This is a genomic window from Streptomyces ficellus, from assembly GCF_009739905.1.
In the GTDB taxonomy this organism is placed as follows: domain Bacteria; phylum Actinomycetota; class Actinomycetes; order Streptomycetales; family Streptomycetaceae; genus Streptomyces; species Streptomyces ficellus_A.
In genome coordinates, this window is the sequence record NZ_CP034279.1 from 5,908,265 (window position 1) to 5,924,790 (window position 16,526).

At 73.3% G+C, this 16,526-nt stretch carries 18 protein-coding genes; 8 read left to right on the forward strand and 10 right to left on the reverse strand.

What is annotated here, in order from left to right; translation table 11 throughout:
- The first annotated feature begins 17 nt into the window (after nt 1-17).
- Nucleotides 18-1,097 carry a Zn-dependent alcohol dehydrogenase gene (locus EIZ62_RS26430; RefSeq protein WP_156695179.1) on the forward strand — a complete coding sequence of 360 codons (1,080 nt, stop codon included), beginning with the start codon at nt 18-20 and terminating at the stop codon, nt 1,095-1,097.
- 404 nt (nt 1,098-1,501) lie between these two features.
- A complete protein-coding gene (locus tag EIZ62_RS26435) occupies nt 1,502-2,824 on the forward strand; it encodes an MFS transporter (RefSeq protein ID WP_156695180.1) in 1,323 nt (440 codons plus the stop codon).
- Here EIZ62_RS26435 and EIZ62_RS26440 read toward each other — a convergent pair.
- From EIZ62_RS26440 to EIZ62_RS26450, 3 genes are all read right to left on the reverse strand, one after another.
- A complete protein-coding gene (locus EIZ62_RS26440; RefSeq protein WP_156695181.1) occupies nt 2,790-3,731 on the reverse strand; it encodes a DMT family transporter in 942 nt (313 codons plus the stop codon). The two genes, EIZ62_RS26435 and EIZ62_RS26440, sit on opposite strands and share 35 nt — an antisense overlap.
- Before the next feature lie 32 nt (nt 3,732-3,763).
- Nucleotides 3,764-4,456, reverse strand: coding sequence for an ArsR/SmtB family transcription factor (locus tag EIZ62_RS26445; RefSeq protein WP_156695182.1), 693 nt, complete (start codon nt 4,454-4,456; stop codon nt 3,764-3,766).
- Nucleotides 4,457-4,554: 98 nt separating this feature from the next.
- Nucleotides 4,555-5,208, reverse strand: coding sequence for a TetR/AcrR family transcriptional regulator (locus EIZ62_RS26450; protein ID WP_156695183.1), 654 nt, complete (start codon nt 5,206-5,208; stop codon nt 4,555-4,557).
- A gap of 53 nt (nt 5,209-5,261) precedes the next feature.
- Here EIZ62_RS26450 and EIZ62_RS26455 point away from each other — a divergent pair, with 53 nt between their 5' ends.
- From EIZ62_RS26455 to EIZ62_RS26465, 3 genes are read left to right on the forward strand one after another with little or no spacing between them, the layout of a single operon-like run.
- Complete coding sequence (locus EIZ62_RS26455; RefSeq protein WP_156695184.1) at nt 5,262-6,413, forward strand: acyl-CoA dehydrogenase family protein; 1,152 nt, start codon at nt 5,262-5,264, stop codon at nt 6,411-6,413.
- Between the two features lie 59 nt (nt 6,414-6,472).
- Nucleotides 6,473-6,760, forward strand: coding sequence for a YiaA/YiaB family inner membrane protein (locus EIZ62_RS26460; RefSeq protein ID WP_156695185.1), 288 nt, complete (start codon nt 6,473-6,475; stop codon nt 6,758-6,760).
- A 56-nt stretch (nt 6,761-6,816) separates the two neighbouring features.
- Nucleotides 6,817-7,467, forward strand: coding sequence for a TetR/AcrR family transcriptional regulator (locus tag EIZ62_RS26465; protein WP_156695186.1), 651 nt, complete (start codon nt 6,817-6,819; stop codon nt 7,465-7,467).
- Here the strand turns inward: EIZ62_RS26465 and EIZ62_RS26470 are convergent.
- A complete protein-coding gene (locus EIZ62_RS26470) occupies nt 7,458-7,919 on the reverse strand; it encodes a MaoC family dehydratase (RefSeq protein WP_156695187.1) in 462 nt (153 codons plus the stop codon). The genes EIZ62_RS26465 and EIZ62_RS26470 overlap by 10 nt on opposite strands.
- A 104-nt stretch (nt 7,920-8,023) precedes the next feature.
- On the opposite strand from EIZ62_RS26470, the gene soxR reads away from it, so the two are divergent.
- Nucleotides 8,024-8,509: a redox-sensitive transcriptional activator SoxR gene (gene soxR / locus EIZ62_RS26475; protein WP_156695188.1), complete on the forward strand. Its 486-nt coding sequence runs from the start codon at nt 8,024-8,026 to the stop codon at nt 8,507-8,509.
- A gap of 3 nt (nt 8,510-8,512) precedes the next feature.
- On the opposite strand, the gene EIZ62_RS26480 is transcribed toward soxR, so the two are convergent.
- From EIZ62_RS26480 to EIZ62_RS26505, 6 genes are all read right to left on the reverse strand, one after another.
- Complete coding sequence (locus EIZ62_RS26480) at nt 8,513-8,956, reverse strand: DUF2267 domain-containing protein (protein WP_156695189.1); 444 nt, start codon at nt 8,954-8,956, stop codon at nt 8,513-8,515.
- 146 nt (nt 8,957-9,102) lie between these two features.
- Nucleotides 9,103-9,528, reverse strand: coding sequence for an Hsp20/alpha crystallin family protein (locus EIZ62_RS26485; RefSeq protein WP_156695190.1), 426 nt, complete (start codon nt 9,526-9,528; stop codon nt 9,103-9,105).
- Nucleotides 9,529-9,622: 94 nt separating this feature from the next.
- Nucleotides 9,623-10,705 carry an RNA ligase (ATP) gene (locus tag EIZ62_RS26490; RefSeq protein ID WP_156695191.1) on the reverse strand — a complete coding sequence of 361 codons (1,083 nt, stop codon included), beginning with the start codon at nt 10,703-10,705 and terminating at the stop codon, nt 9,623-9,625.
- Between the two features lie 72 nt (nt 10,706-10,777).
- Nucleotides 10,778-11,503 carry a 3-keto-5-aminohexanoate cleavage protein gene (locus EIZ62_RS26495; protein WP_156695192.1) on the reverse strand — a complete coding sequence of 242 codons (726 nt, stop codon included), beginning with the start codon at nt 11,501-11,503 and terminating at the stop codon, nt 10,778-10,780.
- Nucleotides 11,504-11,631: 128 nt separating this feature from the next.
- Entirely contained in the window at nt 11,632-12,243 is a 612-nt protein-coding gene (locus tag EIZ62_RS26500; RefSeq protein WP_156695193.1) for a hypothetical protein, read from the reverse strand.
- Between the two features lie 423 nt (nt 12,244-12,666).
- Nucleotides 12,667-13,905, reverse strand: coding sequence for an exo-beta-N-acetylmuramidase NamZ family protein (locus tag EIZ62_RS26505; protein WP_156695194.1), 1,239 nt, complete (start codon nt 13,903-13,905; stop codon nt 12,667-12,669).
- A 159-nt stretch (nt 13,906-14,064) separates the two neighbouring features.
- Here EIZ62_RS26505 and EIZ62_RS26510 point away from each other — a divergent pair, with 159 nt between their 5' ends.
- Together EIZ62_RS26510 and EIZ62_RS26515 are read left to right on the forward strand one after the other, a co-directional pair.
- A complete protein-coding gene (locus tag EIZ62_RS26510; protein ID WP_156695195.1) occupies nt 14,065-14,832 on the forward strand; it encodes an SDR family oxidoreductase in 768 nt (255 codons plus the stop codon).
- Nucleotides 14,829-16,493: a class I adenylate-forming enzyme family protein gene (locus EIZ62_RS26515; RefSeq protein WP_244375977.1), complete on the forward strand. Its 1,665-nt coding sequence runs from the start codon at nt 14,829-14,831 to the stop codon at nt 16,491-16,493. Before EIZ62_RS26510 ends, EIZ62_RS26515 begins: the two co-directional genes overlap by 4 nt.
- The last annotated feature ends 33 nt before the right edge of the window (nt 16,494-16,526 follow it).

A 16,526-nucleotide genomic window follows, 5' to 3' on the forward strand; every position in this document is an offset into this window, starting at 1 on the left:
CCCGGGAGAAAACGATCGTGGTCCGCGCCGCCGTCCTGCCTGCCATAGGTGCTCCCCTGGAGATCACCGGCATCGAACTCCCGGAGCCCGGGCCCGGCCAGGTGAGGATCCGCCTCGCCGCCGCCGGTGTCTGCCACTCCGACCTGTCCCTGTCGAACGGCACCATGCGGGTCCCGGTGCCCGCCGTCCTCGGCCACGAGGGCGCCGGAACCGTGCTCGCGGTCGGCGAGGGCGTCACCCACGTCGCCCCCGGCGACGGCGTCGTCCTCAACTGGGCACCGTCCTGCGGCTCCTGCCACGCCTGCTCGCTCGGCGAGGTGTGGCTGTGCGCCGACGCCCTCACCGGGGCGGGCAGCGTCTACGCCGTCACCGAGGACGGCACCGAACTCCACCCGGGCCTGAACGTCGCCGCGTTCGCCGAGGAGACCGTGGTCGCGGCGAACTGCGTACTGCCCGTCCCCGACGGCGTACCCCTCACCGACGCGGCCCTCCTCGGCTGCGCCGTCCTCACCGGGTACGGGGCGGTCCACCACTCGGCGCGGGTCCGCGAGGGCGAGTCGGTCGTCGTGTTCGGCGTCGGCGGCGTGGGCCTCGCCACGCTCCAGGCCGCCCGGATCGCCGGCGCGGGCACGATCGTCGCCGTCGACGTGTCGCCGGAGAAGGAGGAGCTCGCCCGCCGGGCCGGCGCCACCGAGTACCTCGTCGCCTCCGAGACCACCGCCAGGCAGGTCCGGGGGCTCACCGGGGGGCACGGCGCCGACGTGGCGATCGAGTGCGTCGGCCGCGCCGCCACCATCCGCGCCGCCTGGGACTCGACCCGGCGCGGCGGGCGGACCACGGTCGTCGGCATCGGCGGCAAGGACCAGCAGGTGACGTTCAACGCCCTGGAGATCTTCCACTGGGGCCGCACGCTCTCCGGCTGCGTGTACGGCAACTCCGACCCGGCCGCCGACCTGCCCGTCCTCGCCGCCCACGTCCGGGCGGGCCGGCTCGACCTGGGCGCGCTCGTCACCGAGCGGATCGCGCTGGACGGCATCCCGGCGGCGTTCGACAACATGCTCGCGGGCAAGGGCGGACGGGCGCTGGTCGTCTTCTAGGGCGTGTTTCGAAAGTAGCGTCGTCCGCCCGGAGGGCGGGGCTGGGGGCGTCTGGTGCGTGCGATCGCAAGGCGGAGGGCGGAGAAGAGCGCAGCGGGCTGCGCCGACGGCCGACAACGCCGCGTGGGGGTCCCCCCTCTGGGGGAGCGTGCCAGGCGTTCCCGGCCAGACGGGACTTTCGAAACACGCCCTAGCCCCACCGCCGTCCCGCCCGGGCGACACCCCGGCCGCCCTTCGCGGCCGGGGTGCTCGTGCTGCCGTGGCCGCGGACGCGGGGGTGAGAGGGGCGCCGAAACTGTGACCGTACGAGCCGTTGACCGCCATACCAGCCGGTCGGTACGGTCCCCGTCATCTCAAGGCGCCGCCCCCCGTTCCGTCCCCCGCACCCACCGGAGTGTGCACGCATGGACACGGCACCCCCGCCCGCCACACCACCCACCACCACCCCCAGCGAACGCGCCCGCCGGAAGGTGGCCACCGCGGCCGCGCTCGCCTCGGCCGTCGAGTGGTACGACTACTTCGTCTTCGGCATCGCCGCCGCCCTCGTGCTCGGCGACCTCTACTTCCCCTCCGGCAGCCCGTCCGCCGGAGTCCTCGCCGCCTTCGCCACCTTCGCCGTGGGTTTCCTCGCACGGCCCGTCGGCGGCATCATCGCGGGCCAGCTCGGCGACAAGCGGGGCCGCAAGCCCATGCTCGTCCTGGCGCTCACCCTCATGGGCCTCGCCACCACCGGGATCGGCCTCCTGCCCACGTACGAGACGATCGGCATCGCCGCCCCGCTGCTGCTCGTCCTCTTCCGCGTCCTCCAGGGCATCGCCGTCGGCGCCCAGTGGGGCGGGGCGATGCTCATGGCCACCGAGTACGCCCCCGAGGGCAAGCGCGGCCTGTACGGCAGCCTCGTCCAGCTCGGCGTCCCGATCGGAGTGGTGACCGCCAACACCGTGTTCCTGGCCGCCGGGGCGTTCACCGACGACGCCGCCTTCGCGGCCTGGGGCTGGCGGCTGCCGTTCCTCGTCGGCTTCCTGGTCCTCGGCCTGGCCTGGTACATCCACACCCGCGTCGAGGAGACCCCCGAGTTCAAGGCGGCCGAACGCGCCCTGTCGCAGGAGGAGCAGAGCCGGGCCCGCTCGCCGCTGCGCACCATCCTGCGCCGGCACCTCGGCACGGTCTTCCTGGCCGGCGGCTCGTTCGCCGTCAACACCGCGACCTTCTACATCATCATCACCGGAGTCCTGGACTACGCGACCCGCGAACTCCACATGGAACGGAGCGCCGTCCTCACCGTCTCGCTCTGCGTCAGCCTCACCCAACTGGTGCTCATACCGGCCGCGGCGGCCCTGTCCGACCGCATCGGACGGCTGCGGATCTACGCGCTCGGTGCGGCCGGGCTGCTGCTGTGGGCGGTCCCGCTGTTCCTGCTCATCGACACCGCCTCACTGCTCTGGCTGGCCGTCGGCACGTTCGTCACCAGCTGTTTCCTCAGCATCATGTACGGGCCGCAGGCGGCACTGTTCGCCGAGCTGTTCACCGCCGAGATGCGCTACACCGGTGCCTCGCTCGGCTACCAGATCGCCGCGGTGTTCGGCGGCGGGCTGGCGCCGTTCGTGATGGTGCTGCTGCTGGAGACCACCGGTACGTCCATGGCCGTCTCCGGCTACATCATGGGCCTCGCCGTGATCGCCCTGGTCTCCATCAAGGTCCTGGCCTCCCGGGCCGCCCCCCGGTAGCGGGACCCGCGCTCCCGGCCCCGGCGCCGCCGGACGTCCGCGGCCGGGAGCGCGACACCGCCACCCCCGCGAGGCACAGCGCCCCGCCGGCGAGCGTCAGCGCGCCCGGCAGCTCGTCGAGGAACAGCCACGACATCAGCACCACCAGCGCGGGCACCGCGTACGTCGTGGCGCCCATCCGCCCCGCCGTCGTCCTCGCCAGCGCGTAGGCCCACGTGGTGAACGCCAGCGCGGTCGGGAAGACGCCCAGATAGACCATGTTGAGCGTGGCCGACAGCGGCGCGCGGCCCGCCTGGTCGACCAGCTGCCCGGTGAACGGCAGGCACGCCACCGCCCCCACCAGGCACCCGAACGTCGTGACCTGCAGGGCGCCGGCGTGCCGCAGCGCGGGCTTCTGGGCGACGACCCCGGCCGCGTAACCCACCGCCGCCAGCAGGCACAGCAGCACCCCGAGTACGGAGGCGTGTCCCTCGTCCGACATCGACAGCCCCACGGCGACCGCACCCGCGAACGACACCACAATGCCCGCCGGCAGGCGCCGCGGCAGGGGTTCGCCCAGCAGCCGGGACCCGAGCAGCACGATCAGCACCGGGCCGATGTTGACCAGCATCGCGGCCGTACCGGCGTCGACCTCCTGCTCGCCCCAGTTGAGCACCACCATGTAGACGCCGAACCAGAGGAGCCCGGACACCACGATCCCCGGCCACGCGGCGCGCGGCGGCAACCCCGCCCGGCGCACCAGCAGGAAGCACCCGAGCGTGAGCGCCCCGGCGAGCAGCCGTCCCAGAGCCAGGGCGCCGGGGGAGTAGGCGTCACCGGCACTGCGGATCGACACGAAGGCCGACGCCCACAGCACGACGGTGACCGCCGCCGCGGCGAGCGGTAGGACACGTGGCGAGTTCGTCATGGGGCGACCGTAAGCGGGGGACGGTTCGGCGCTCACCGCAACGTCGGTGCCGCGATGCCGAGCAGCCCGTGCAGGGCCCGCTCGCCGTCCGCCGTCACCTTCACGGCCCGCTCCGACCCGATCCGTACGCACCACCCGGCCTCCAGCGCGTGGCGGCACAGCGCGGCACCGGCCACGCCGGCCAGGTGCGGCTTGCGCTCGGTCCAGTCCAGGCAGCCGCGCGCCACCGGCCGGCGGCCGGTCCGATCCAGCGTCACACCCAGCCCGCGGAACCAGTCCACCCCGGCGTCGGTGAGCGCGAACCCGTTGTCCTGGCGCAGCAGTCCGCGTACCGTCATCGCCTCCGTGATCGCGATCCCGAGCCGTCCGGCGAGGTGGTCGTAGCACGTCCGCCCCCGCGCCATCGCGCCGCGCGCGTTCGCGGCCCGCAGCGAGCGGGGCGGTGCCGTCCCCGGCTCCGCCCACGCGGCCAGGTCCTCGACCAGCTGCGCGATCCGTTCGTCGGCCAGCCGCACGTACCGGTGCCGCCCCTGCCGCTCCTCGGCCAGTACGCCGCCCGCCACGAGTCGCCCGAGGTGCTCGCTGGCGGTCGACGCCGCCACGCCCGCGTGCCGCGCCAGTTCCCCGGCCGTCCAGGCGCGCCCGTCGAGCAGGGCCAGGCAGAACGCGGCCCGGGTCCCGTCGGCGAGCAGTGAGGCGAGCGAGGCGAGGTCCCTGGCGGTCATGGCCCCAGGATGGCGCACGCACGGTTCGGCCGACGCCGAACCGCCCGTCGCCCCGCCCGCGCCGCCCGCGCCGCACCGGTGCGACACCGCCACCATCCTCAGCGCCGCGCCGCCCCGGCGTACTGGACCGCCAGCCCGTCCAGCAGCGCTCGCAGGCCCGTCTCGAAGGCGCCCTCGTCGACCTGCTCCTGGCGCTCGGCGAGCAGGTGCGCCTGGCCCAGGTGGGGATAGTCGGCCGGGTCGTACGCCGTCTCGTCGTCGACGAAGCCCCGGGCGAAGGAGCCGAGCGCCGAGCCGGTGATGAAGTAGCGCATCAGCGCGCCGATGTGGGTGGCCTGGGCCGGCGGCCAGCCGGCGCGGACCATGGCGCCGAAGACGGCGTCGGCGACGCGGAGCCCGGCCGGGCGGCGCCCCGGACCGCGGGCCAGGACGGGGACGATGTTGGGGTGGTCGGTGAGGGCAGCGCGGTAGGAGACGGCCCAGTCGTGCAGGGCGGTGCGCCAGTCACGGCTGTCGTCCTCGTGGAACATCGACAGGTCGACTTTCGCGCTCACCGCGTCCGCGACCGCCTCCAGGATCTCGTCCTTCGTGCGGAAGTGGTTGTAGAGCGAGGGCCCGCTGACGCCCAGCTCGGCGGCGAGGCGCCGGGTGGAGACGGCCTCCAGCCCCTCCGCGTCCACGAGCGCCCCGGCCGTCGTGACGATGCGGTCTCGGCTGAGGAGGGGCTTGCGCGGTCGGGCCATGCGGCACATAGTAGGCCCGGGCAAACAAACTAGCAGTGGTAGTTAAAGTGGGGTGGCCGCGTATGAACCTGGAGCTGAGCGACGAGCAGGCAGCCGTCCGGCAGCTCGCCGAGGACTTCGTCCGGCGCGAGGTCACCCCGCACGCCGCCGCCTGGGACCGCGCCGAGAACGTCGACAAGTCGATCGTCAAGAAGCTCGGCGCGCTCGGCTTCCTCGGCCTCACCGTCCCCGAGGAGTACGGCGGTTCCGGCGGCGACCACCTCGCGTACTGCCTGGTCACCGAGGAGCTGGGGCGCGGCGACTCGTCCGTGCGCGGCATCGTGTCCGTCTCGCTCGGGCTGGTCGCCAAGACCGTCGCCGCCTGGGGAGACGAGGACCAGAAGCGGCACTGGCTGCCCCGGCTCACCGCCGGGGACGCGATCGGCTGCTTCGGCCTCACCGAGCCCGGCACCGGCTCCGACGCCGGCAACCTCGCCACCCGCGCGGTGCGCGACGGCGGTGACTACGTCATCAACGGCACCAAGATGTTCATCACCAACGGCACCTGGGCCGACGTGGTGCTGCTGTTCGCCCGCACCGGCGACACCCCCGGCCACCGGGGCGTCTCCGCCTTCCTCGTCCCCACCGACACCCCCGGCCTCACCCGCCGCACCATCCACGGCAAGCTCGGCCTGCGCGGCCAGGCCACCGCCGAACTGGTGCTGGAGGACGTCCGGGTGCCCGCCCGCGCGCTCATGGGCCCGGAGGGCAAGGGCTTCTCGATCGCCATGTCCGCGCTCGCCAAGGGCCGCATGTCGGTCGCCGCCGGATGCGTCGGCATCGCGCAGGCCGCACTCGACGCCGCGGTGCGGTACGCGGGGGAGCGGGAGCAGTTCGGCAAGCCGATCGCCTCGTACCAGCTCGTCCAGGAACTCATCAGCGACATGTCCGTGGACGTCGACGCGGCGCGGCTGCTGACCTGGCGGGTCGCCGACCTCGTCGACCGGGGCGAGGACTTCGCCACCGCCGCCTCCAAGGCCAAGCTCTTCGCCTCCGAGGCCGCCGTGCGCTGTGCCAACAACGCCCTCCAGGTCTTCGGCGGCTACGGCTACATCGACGAGTACCCGGTCGGCAAACTGCTCCGCGACGCCCGCGTGATGACCCTGTACGAGGGCACGAGCCAGATCCAGAAGCTCATCATCGGCCGCGCCCTGACGGGCGTTTCCGCTTTCTGAGTACCGGGTGAGTACGACGCCGGATGTGGGCCGGTCCGCACGCGGCGCATCCTTCCGCCATGAGTGACACACCGGTCAAGCAGCAGAACACGGCCGCCTACTACGGTCAGGCCGTCGTCTCCTTCGCGGTCGCCCTGGGCGCGGTCGCCCTCGGGATCTTCAACCTCGAGACCGACGCCTGGGTGCGTGCCTTCCTCGGCGTCGCGGTGCTCTACCTCACGACCTCCGCCTTCACCCTCGCCAAGGTCGTCCGCGACCGGCAGGAGGCCGGGCAGATCGTCAGCCGGGTCGACCAGGCCCGGCTGGAGAAATTGCTCGCTGAGCACGATCCCTTCCAGAAGCTCTAAGCGCTTGCTCACTGTCGGGGTATGGTGTTCGTCCTTGACACCGGAAGGGGCGAACGATGAGCACGGCGGAGGAAACGGCCGGCGGCGAGGACACGCCGTGGGACGAGGTGACGCCCGACGCGGCCAGACGGCTGCTCGTCGCCGCCGTCGACGCCTTCGCCGAGCGCGGCTACCACGCCACCACCACCCGTGACATCGCGGGCCGCGCCGGGATGAGCCCGGCCGCGCTCTACATCCACTACAAGACCAAGGAAGAGCTCCTCCACCGGATCAGCCGCATCGGCCACGTGAAGGCCCTGGACATCCTCCGGGCCGCCGCCGACGGCCCCGGCACCGCCGCCGAGCGGCTCGCCGACGCCGTCCGCTCCTTCGTCCGCTGGCACGCCGGCCGCCGCACCACCGCGCGCGTGGTCCAGTACGAGCTCGACTCGCTCGGCGACGAGCACCGCGAGGAGATCTTCGAGCTGCGCCGCCAGAGCGACTCGGCGGTGCGCCGCATCATCAACGAGGGCGTGGCGGCCGGCGAGTTCGACGTGCCCGACGTCTCGGGCACCACCGTCGCCGTCCTCTCGCTCTGCATCGACGTGGCCCGCTGGTTCAACACCGAGGGGCGCCGGACGCCCGACGAGGTCGGCGCGCTCTACGCCGACCTCGTCCTGCGCATGGTGGGCGCCGGGGAGCCTGGGGCCGCCGGGGCTCAGAAGTAGTAGCGGGACACCGACTCGGCGACGCACACCGGCTTGTCGCCGCCCTCCCGCTCCACCGTCACCAGGGCCGTGACCTGCACGCCGCCGCCCGCGTCCTCGACGTCCTTCAGCACCGCCGTCGCGCGCAGCCGGGAGCCGACCGGCACCGGAGCGGGGAAGCGCACCTTGTTCGTCCCGTAGTTGACGCCCATCTTCATCCCCTCGACCCGCATGACCTGCGGTACGAGGAGGGGGAGCAGCGACAGCGTCAGGTAGCCGTGCGCGATGGTCGTGCCGAACGGGCCGGACGCCGCCCGCTCCGGGTCCACGTGGATCCACTGGTGGTCGCCCGTGGCCTCGGCGAACAGGTCGATCCGCTTCTGCTCGACCTCCAGCCAGTCGCTGTGCCCCAGCTGCTCACCGACCGCCCCGCGCAGCTCGTCGGCGGACGTGAAGATCCTCGGCTCTGCCATGTCCCGGCTCCCTGACTCTCGATGTCTAAGCGCTTGCTCAGCATGCTGGGGCGGGAGCGGTCCTGTCAACGGACCGCCGGGCGCGGCCCAGTAGGGTTCGAGGGGTGCCGCAGATTCCAGAGAAGATCCACGAGCTCACCGTCGGCCAGCTCTCCGCGCGCAGCGGGGCGGCCGTCTCGGCCCTGCACTTCTACGAGGCCAAGGGCCTCATCAGCAGCCGCCGCACCAGCGGCAACCAGCGCCGCTACAGCAGGGACGCGCTGCGCCGGGTCGCCTTCGTCCGCGCCGCGCAGCGCGTCGGCATCCCGCTCGCCACGATCAGGAAGGCCCTGGCGGAGCTTCCCGAGGAACGCACGCCCAACCGGGAGGACTGGGCGAAGCTGTCCGAGGTGTGGCGCTCGGAACTCGACGAGCGGATCGAGCAGCTCGGCCGGCTGCGGGACCACCTCACCGACTGCATCGGCTGCGGCTGCCTGTCCCTGGAGAACTGCGTCCTCTCCAACCCGGACGACGTGTTCGGCGAGCGCATCACCGGCTCCCGCCTCATGCCGGAGCGCCGCCGGCCGGCGACACGTCAGGACACGCCCTAGCGGTCAGGGACCGTCCGGGCCGTCCGGGTCGTTCTCGTCGTCGTCCTGCGCGTCGGCCATGCCGGGCCGGCCGAACAGCAGGTCATAGCCCGGCGGCAGTTGCAGGAGCACGCGGCGCATCAGCGCGTCGTCCGCCCTGTCGGCGACGACGCTGAGCACGGCGCCGATGTCCCACTTGGCCGTCTCCTCCGTGGCGCCCTCGATCCACGCGGCCGTGGCCCGCACGAACCGTTCGGGCCCGAGCGGTTCGGCGGCGGGGAGGGGATTGAGCAGGACCAGGGCGCAGGTCTCCGGCAGCCGGGCGGCCAGCTCGGCCCGTTCGTTGCCCACGAGGTGTGCCCCCAGCAGGGCCAGGACGACCCGGGCGGCCCGGTCGGCCTCCCGCTGGGAGGGGTATTCGCCGCGCTCCCGCACCGCGGCCAGGAACGCGTCCCACTGCATGCGCATCGTTCTCCCTCGGCTCTCGTCTTCGTCGGCCTCGGTCGACGGGGTGCGGGCGGGGGCGGCGGGAACCCGTCCCCGCCCGTCGTGCGGCGCGGCGGGCCGGTCCGGCCGGCGATCAGCCGCCGGCCGGGCGCCGGTCGTCCGGCGGCTCAGCCGCTGATCTGCCGGCGGTCGCCGCCGCCGCTGATCTCGATCTTGCGCGGCTTGGCCTGCTCGGCGACGGGGATCCGCAGGGTCAGGACCCCCATGTCGTAGGACGCCTCGATCCGCTCGGTGTCCAGCGTCTCGCCCAGGAACAGCTGCCGGCTGAAGGTGCCGGACGGACGCTCGGCGATCACCATCTCGGCGTCGCCGTGGGGCGCGGTGCGCCGGTCGGCCCTGACGGTGAGGACGTTGCGCTCGACGTCCAGGTCGATGCTCTCGGGGGCCACACCGGGCAGGTCGAGGCGGACGACGAAGGTGTCGCCCTCCCGGTAGGCGTCCATCGGCATGCTCGTCGGGCGGGCGGCGGTCCCCATCAGACGCTCGGTGAGCCGGTCGAACTCACGGAAGGGGTCGGTCCGCATCAGCATCATCGGTCCCTCCTTCGTTTCAAGGATGGTGCTGACGTTCGCGTTATTTCTTATACCTCCGCCCGGCCGAAGTTGACAAGCCCCGACTCAAGAAAGCTCACTCGTATTCCGTACCGCCCTTGCGGGTCAGGTAGGCCGGGCTGATCGCCTTCGCTATCGCCCGCCCGCCCACCACCGGGCTGTACCGCTCCACGGCCGGCCGGACGACCACGCCCTCCCTCAGGTGCAGCTCCCGCCCGGAGACGGTCTCCCGTCCGGTTGCCAGCTCCAGCACCTTCGCCGGGTCGTACGGCCCCTCGTACAGCCGCGGCACCAGCGGCAGCGCGCCGTCCAGCAGCCCGGCCTCCACCAGCGCGGCCGGGTCCAGCCAGCGGACCCGGCCGTCGACCTCGGCCGAGACGTCGAAGACCGCGTAACCCAGCTCCGTGCTCCGCCCGTTGGCGCCGTACCCCAGGTCCTGCACGCCCGCGCCGTACACCTCGCCGAACACGCCGACCCGGGTGGCGCCCAGCGCGGCGGCCAGGCGCGCCGCGGCCCCCGGCACGTCGTACGTGCGGACCGCCCGCCAGTACAGGTTGCGCGGATCCTCCGTCAGGGCGAGGCCCTTGGAGCCGAAGCCCTTGGAGGAGACCAGCACCCGCCCGCCGTCGGCGACGTACGTCGTCAGGCAGGCCGTGCCGTGGAGCTTCTCCGTCAGCACGACCGGCTCGCCGGGCTCGAAGATGTCCGGGTACCGCTGGAGGTTCTCGATGTCCACCCACGGCAGCAGGTCGGGCGCCGACTCCACGTCACCGTTCATCGTCGTGGGCACCGGCGGCACCCACTTGGTGATGCCCAGCGCCTCCGCGAAGTCCGTCCCCTCGGCGGCGGCCCGAACGAGGTCCACGTCCGCCAGCGCGCGTGGCCGGCACACCAGGCCCTGCGACAGCTCGCCGCGGAGCCGGACGGCCTTCACCCGGTCCGACGCCTTCCCGGCCAGCCGCCCGGTCAGCCCCAGCTCCTCGACGAGCGCCTGCGGCAGCACCGCCTGCTCCGGGATGTACACGGCCGCGTCACCGGTGCGATAGGCGCCCTTGGCGACGACCGCGCGGTACAGGCCGACCTGGGCCAGCTCCAGGGCGTCGGCGTTCGGATGGTCGTGGACGGTCAGCAGTTCGGCGGTGACGCGCAGCGTCGACATGGGCGGGCTCCTCAGGGTGCGGTTCTCATCGCCGACCACTGTCGCCGCCATGAAACCGGTGGCCCACCGGATTTACGCCCTGCTAGCGTCACGCACCACCTCCACCGCCGCCGCGACCAGCTCCGCGTTCGATCCCGCGGGCCGGCCGTCCGGGAGGACCAGCGTGTCCTCCAGCCCCACGCGGGTGTCCAGCCCCAGCCGTACCGCCAGCCGCAGTACCGGCCACGCGCCACCGTCCTCGCCGTGCAGGAGCACCGGGACGCCGGGGGCGCCCGCCAGCTCCGCCAGCAGGGCGCGCGCCGTCACCGGTGCCGTGACCGGGTCACGGTCCGTCACCTCGGCCAGCACGCGCGACACTCTCGGCGCCAGCGGCGACGCGAGGAACCGCCGCGCCCCGTCCGTCCCCGACCAGACGCCCGCCTCCACGCCCACGCCGCGCTCCAGCAGCGCGGCGGCGACCTCCTCGGCACCCGGCTCGTGCCAGTTGACCGAGGCGTGGTCCGGCAGCGCCGTCCAGGAGCGCACGCGCTCCACCCGTCGCCGCGGATCCGGCTCGGCCCACGCGCCGGTGGTCACCCCGACGGGGACGTCCACCGCCTCCCGTATCGCCCCGAGCACGGCGGCCACCACGCGCGGGGACAGCGTGTCGTCCCCGCACGGCGACTTCGGGTGCACGTGCACCTCGGCGGCGCCCGCCGCGACCGCCCGGGCGGCCGACTCGGCCATCGCACCGGGCGACACGGGCACGGCCGCGCAATCCCCCGTCCCACGAGCTCCGTTCAGGCAGACCTGGATCATGCCCCGATGGTGTCACCCACCACTGACAGCGGGCGACCGGCGATAAGGCGCGCCGACGCCGGCCACGGAGGCGTACCGGCGCCGGAGCACGCCCCGACATCCGTCACCGCCGCGTCCGCCACCGTCGCTCACGCCACCGACGCGAGTTCCTTGCGGCGCCCGCGCTTGACCGTCGCCAGCGTCTCGGGCGTCAGCACGGCCTGCGGGACCACCACGCCGCAGCCGGTGCACACCGGCCCGAACCACGGCTCGTTCGACAGGTCCGGCCGCCAGACGATCCCGTCCCCCGCGCACACCGGGCAGTGCTCGCCGGGCCCCGCCTCCAGCGCGGTGATCAGCCGGCGCAGCGCCTCCGCGAGGGGCACCGTCGGGTGCAGCGACGGGTCGTCGCACCGCGCTATGCCGTTGCCGCCCCAGGTGCGCCGGTGCCAGTCGTCGATCCAGCCGGGGCGCCGCAGTCCGTCGTGCTTCTCGCGCCTGCGCCGCGCGGCGAACTTCTCCTCGTACGCGAGCCATACCGCCCGCGCCTCTTCCAGCTCGTCGAGCGCGGCCACCAGCCGCGCCGGATCGGGGTCCCGGTCCTCCGGCCCGAACCTGTGCCTGGAACACAGGTGGTCCCAGGTCGCCCGATGCCCATAAGGGGCAAATCGCTCAAGGCACTTGCGCAGTGAATACCGCCGCAGCGCCAGATCGCATCCCGGATCACGCACCTGTCTCGCCAGACTCCGGAAACCGGCCATCGCCCTGCCACCTCCGTCGCTCGTACTTCGGCGTCGATGAATGGACGTACGGGTTCCCAGTTCGGCTCCATCGAAAAACGAATGGAGCCCATCAGCGGGACATCTGACGTGAAATGCCCCCACGGCGCACCGTGTGGTGACTCCGGAGAGGTGACGCGTCCTCACCGTACCGACGGGTACCGAGCCGTTCGGCGCCGTGTGCGCGCACCCTCGCCGGCCCGTACCGCGCGCCCACCGGCTTCGGCGCGATAGCACCCGTTCCGGCCGGTCGGCCTGAAACGCCGTCAGCGCACCCACGGTGGCCGGTTCGGACAACGGCTCCGGTCCGGAGGCCCGGGTCCGGTTCGGACAACGGCTCCGGTGCGGAGGCCCGGGTCCGGTTCGGACAACGGCTCCGGTGCGGACAACAGTGCCCCCGTTCGCTCAGCCGTACACCAGGTACCGCCGCCGCACCGCCCGGAACGCCGCCAGGTCCGCCTGCCAGGCGCCCACGACCTCGTCCGTGTCCGCGCCCGCGTCGATCAGCGTCCGGACCTTCGCCGAACCGGTCAGCTTGTCGATCCAGTTGTCCGCCCGCCAGGCGAAACCGCTCCAGCTCCGCTTCGCCGTGACCAGCAGACCGATCCCGGTGCGCACCGGGTCGAACGCCTCCCGGTCGTCCACGTGCAGCTGCACCCCGCCGACCGTCTTGCCCTGGAACTTGGAGAACACCGGTGCGAAGTACGCCTCCCGGAAGCGGACACCCGGCAGGTCCAGCGCGTTCGCCGCCTCCGCCCACCGCCGGTCCACGCCCTCCGCGCCCAGCAGCTCGAACGGCCGCGTCGTACCCCGCCCCTCCGACAGGTTCGTCCCCTCGAACAGGCACGTCCCCGCGTACACCAGCGCCGTGTCGGGCGTCGGCATGTTGGGGCTCGGCGGCACCCACGGCAGCCCCGTGCCGTCGAAGAAGTCCGACCGCCGCCACCCGGACATCCGTACCGTCGCCAGCTCCACCGGCCGCGCCAGGAACTCGCCGTTGAACAGCCGCGCCAGCTCCGCCACCGTCATCCCGTGGGCCTGGCTGACCGGCTCGCGCCCGACGAAGGTCGCGAACGCCCGGTCCAGCACCGGCCCGAGGGCCGCCCGCCCGGTCACCGGGTTCGGCCGGTCCAGCACCACGAAACGCTTCCCGGCGAGCTCCGCCGCCACCATGCAGTCGTACAGCGTCCAGATGTACGTGTAGAACCGCGCGCCCACGTCCTGGATGTCGAACACGACCGTGTCGACCCCCGAGGCGGTGAACACGTCCGCCAGCGCCTTCCCGCTCTTGAGGTACGTGTCGTACACCGGCAGCCCCGTCGCCGGATCGTCGTACCGCCCCTCCGAGCCGCCCGCCTGCGCCGTGCCCCGGAAACCGTGCTCCGGGCCGAACACCGCCGCCAGGTCCACCCGGTCGTCGGCGTGCATGACGTCGACGACGTGGCGCACCTCCGAGGTGACCCCGGTCGGGTTGGTCACCACGCCCACCCGCTCCCCGGCCAGCGCCGCGTACCCGTCGGCGGCGAGCCGGTCGAATCCGGTCCGCACCCGCCGGCCGGCGCCGTGCGCGGCGGCCGGCCCCGCGGCCGCCGCCACCCCCACCGCGCCACCCGCCACCAGCAGTCCCCGTCTGGACACGCCCATCCGACACCTCCGTGACCGCTCGACCGATCCGGCCACGCACGCTAGCGCGCACAGGGGCGCCAGGGAACGAAGGCGGCACGACGGCCTTCCCCCGTCACATACCGACTGGTTAGTCTGTCGCCGTTGACAGTGAACGGCACGACGGAGAGGCGGATCCCGATGAGTACGACGGTCCAGGGCCAGGGCGTGGTCGTCACCGGCGCGGGCGGCGGCATCGGAGCCGCCCTCGCCCGCAGGTTCGCCGCGGAAGGGGCCCGCGTCGTCGTCAACGACATCGACCCCGACCGGACCAAGGCCATCGCCGACGAGACCGGTGCCACCGCCGTCCCCGGCGACGCCTCCGCCGTCGTCGAGGAGGCCCGCGACGCGCTCGGCGGCACCGTCGACGTCTACTGCGCCAACGCGGGCCTCGCCTCACCCGGCGACGCCTTCGCCGACGAGGGCGTCTGGGCCGCCGCCTGGGACGTCAACGTCATGGCCCACGTCCGCGCCGCCCGCGCCCTCCTGCCCGACTGGCTGGAGCGCGGCTCCGGGCGCTTCGTGTCCACCGTGTCCGCCGCCGGACTGCTCACCATGGTCGGCGCCGCGCCCTACAGCGTGTCCAAGCACGGCGCCTACGCCTTCGCCGAGTGGCTCTCCCTCACCTACCGCCACCGCGGCCTCAAGGTCCACGCCATCTGCCCCCAGGGCGTGCGCACCGACATGCTCACCGCCGCCGGATCGGCCGGTGAACTCGTCCTCGCCCCCACCGCCATCGAACCCGAGGACGTCGCCGACGCGCTCTTCGAGGGCATCGAGGCCGACCGCTTCCTGATCCTGCCCCACCCCGAGGTCGCCGGCTACTACCGGGCCCGCGCGGGCGACCCCGAACGCTGGCTGGACAATATGAGCCACATCCAGCAGAAGTGGGAGGGCACCGGGCAGTGAACCCGACGACCTCGATCTACGCGGCCAGACCGTGGCTCGCGCAGCTCAGCGACGCCCAGCGCGCCCCCATACGACCGGCCGCCACCCTGGTGCACGCCTTCCGCGCCGCCGTCGCCCGCGCCCCGGAACACCCCGCCCTCGCCTACTTCGACGGCCGGCTCACCTACCGGGAGACCGACGCGCTGTCCGACTCCGTCGCGGGACACCTCGCCGCCCGCGGCGTCGGCCGCGGCGACCGGGTCGCGCTGATGCTCCAGAACACCCCGCACTTCGTCATCGCCCTGCTCGGCGCGTGGAAGGCGGGCGCCACCGTCGTCCCGCTCAACCCCATGTACAAGTCCGCCGAAGCCGCCCACGTCCTCGCCGACTCCGGGGCGAGCGCGCTGATCTGCTCCGACCGCGCCTGGGAGGCCTACCTGCGCGACACGGCCGCCGGCACGCCCGTCCACGTCGTCCTCACCGCCTGCGAGAAGGACCTCCAGACGCGGAACGACCCGCGCGTCCTCGGCTTCGAACGGCTGCCCGTACCGGCCGACACCGACGACCTGGTCGCCGTCGCCCGGGCCGAGCTCCCGGCACCCCACTACGGCCGCGACCTCACCACCACCGACGTGGCGCTGATCAGCTACACCTCCGGCACCAGCGGCACGCCCAAGGGCGCCATGAACACGCACCGCGGGATCATGTACAACGCCGAGCGGCAACGCACCGGCCACCCCGTCGCCGAAGGCGCCGCCTACTTCGCCCTCGCCCCGCTCTTCCACATCACCGGCATGGTCTGCGAACTGGCCGCCTGCGTCGCCAACGCGGGCACCCTCGTCCTCGCGTACCGCTTCGAGGCGGGAGTCGTCCTGGACGCCTTCGCCGAGCACCGCCCCGCCTACACCGTCGGCCCCTCCACCGCCTTCATGGCCCTGGCCGCCCACCCCGACGCCACCCCCGGGCACTTCGCGTCCTTCCGGGTGATCTCCTCCGGCGGCGCCCCCGTGCCCCCGGCGCTGGTCGAGCGGTTCCGCACCCGCTTCGGCCCGTACCTGCGCAACGGCTACGGCCTCACCGAGTGCACCGCCCCCTGCGCCTCCGTGCCCCCCGACCGGGAAGCCCCGGTCGACCCCGCCTCCGGCACCCTCTCCGTCGGCGTGCCCGGCCCCGAGACCGTCGTCCGGATCCTCGACGAACGCGGTGAGGAGGTGCCGTTCGGCGAGCAGGGCGAGATCGCGGTCCGCGGGCCCCAGGTCGTCCCCGGCTACTGGGGGCTGCCGGACGCCACCGCGGAGACGTTCCCCGACGGCGAGCTGCGCACCGGCGACATCGGCTTCATGGACCGGGACGGCTGGCTCTACGTCGTCGACCGCAAGAAGGACATGATCAACGCGTCCGGCTTCAAGGTGTGGCCGCGCGAGGTCGAGGACGTCCTCCACACCCATCCGGCGGTCCGCGAGGCGGCCGTGATCGGCGTCCCCGACGCCTACCGGGGCGAGACGGTCAAGGCCTACGTCAGCCTGCGGCCGGGCAGCACGGTCGCACCCGCCGAGCTCTCCTCCTACTGCGAGCAGCGGCTCGCGGCGTACAAATACCCCCGGGAGGTCGAGGTCCTGCCGGAGCTGCCGAAGACCACCAGTGGGAAGATCCTCAGGCGGGAACTGCGTTACCCCACGTAGATGACGGCGACACCCACGAGTACCGGAGAAAGG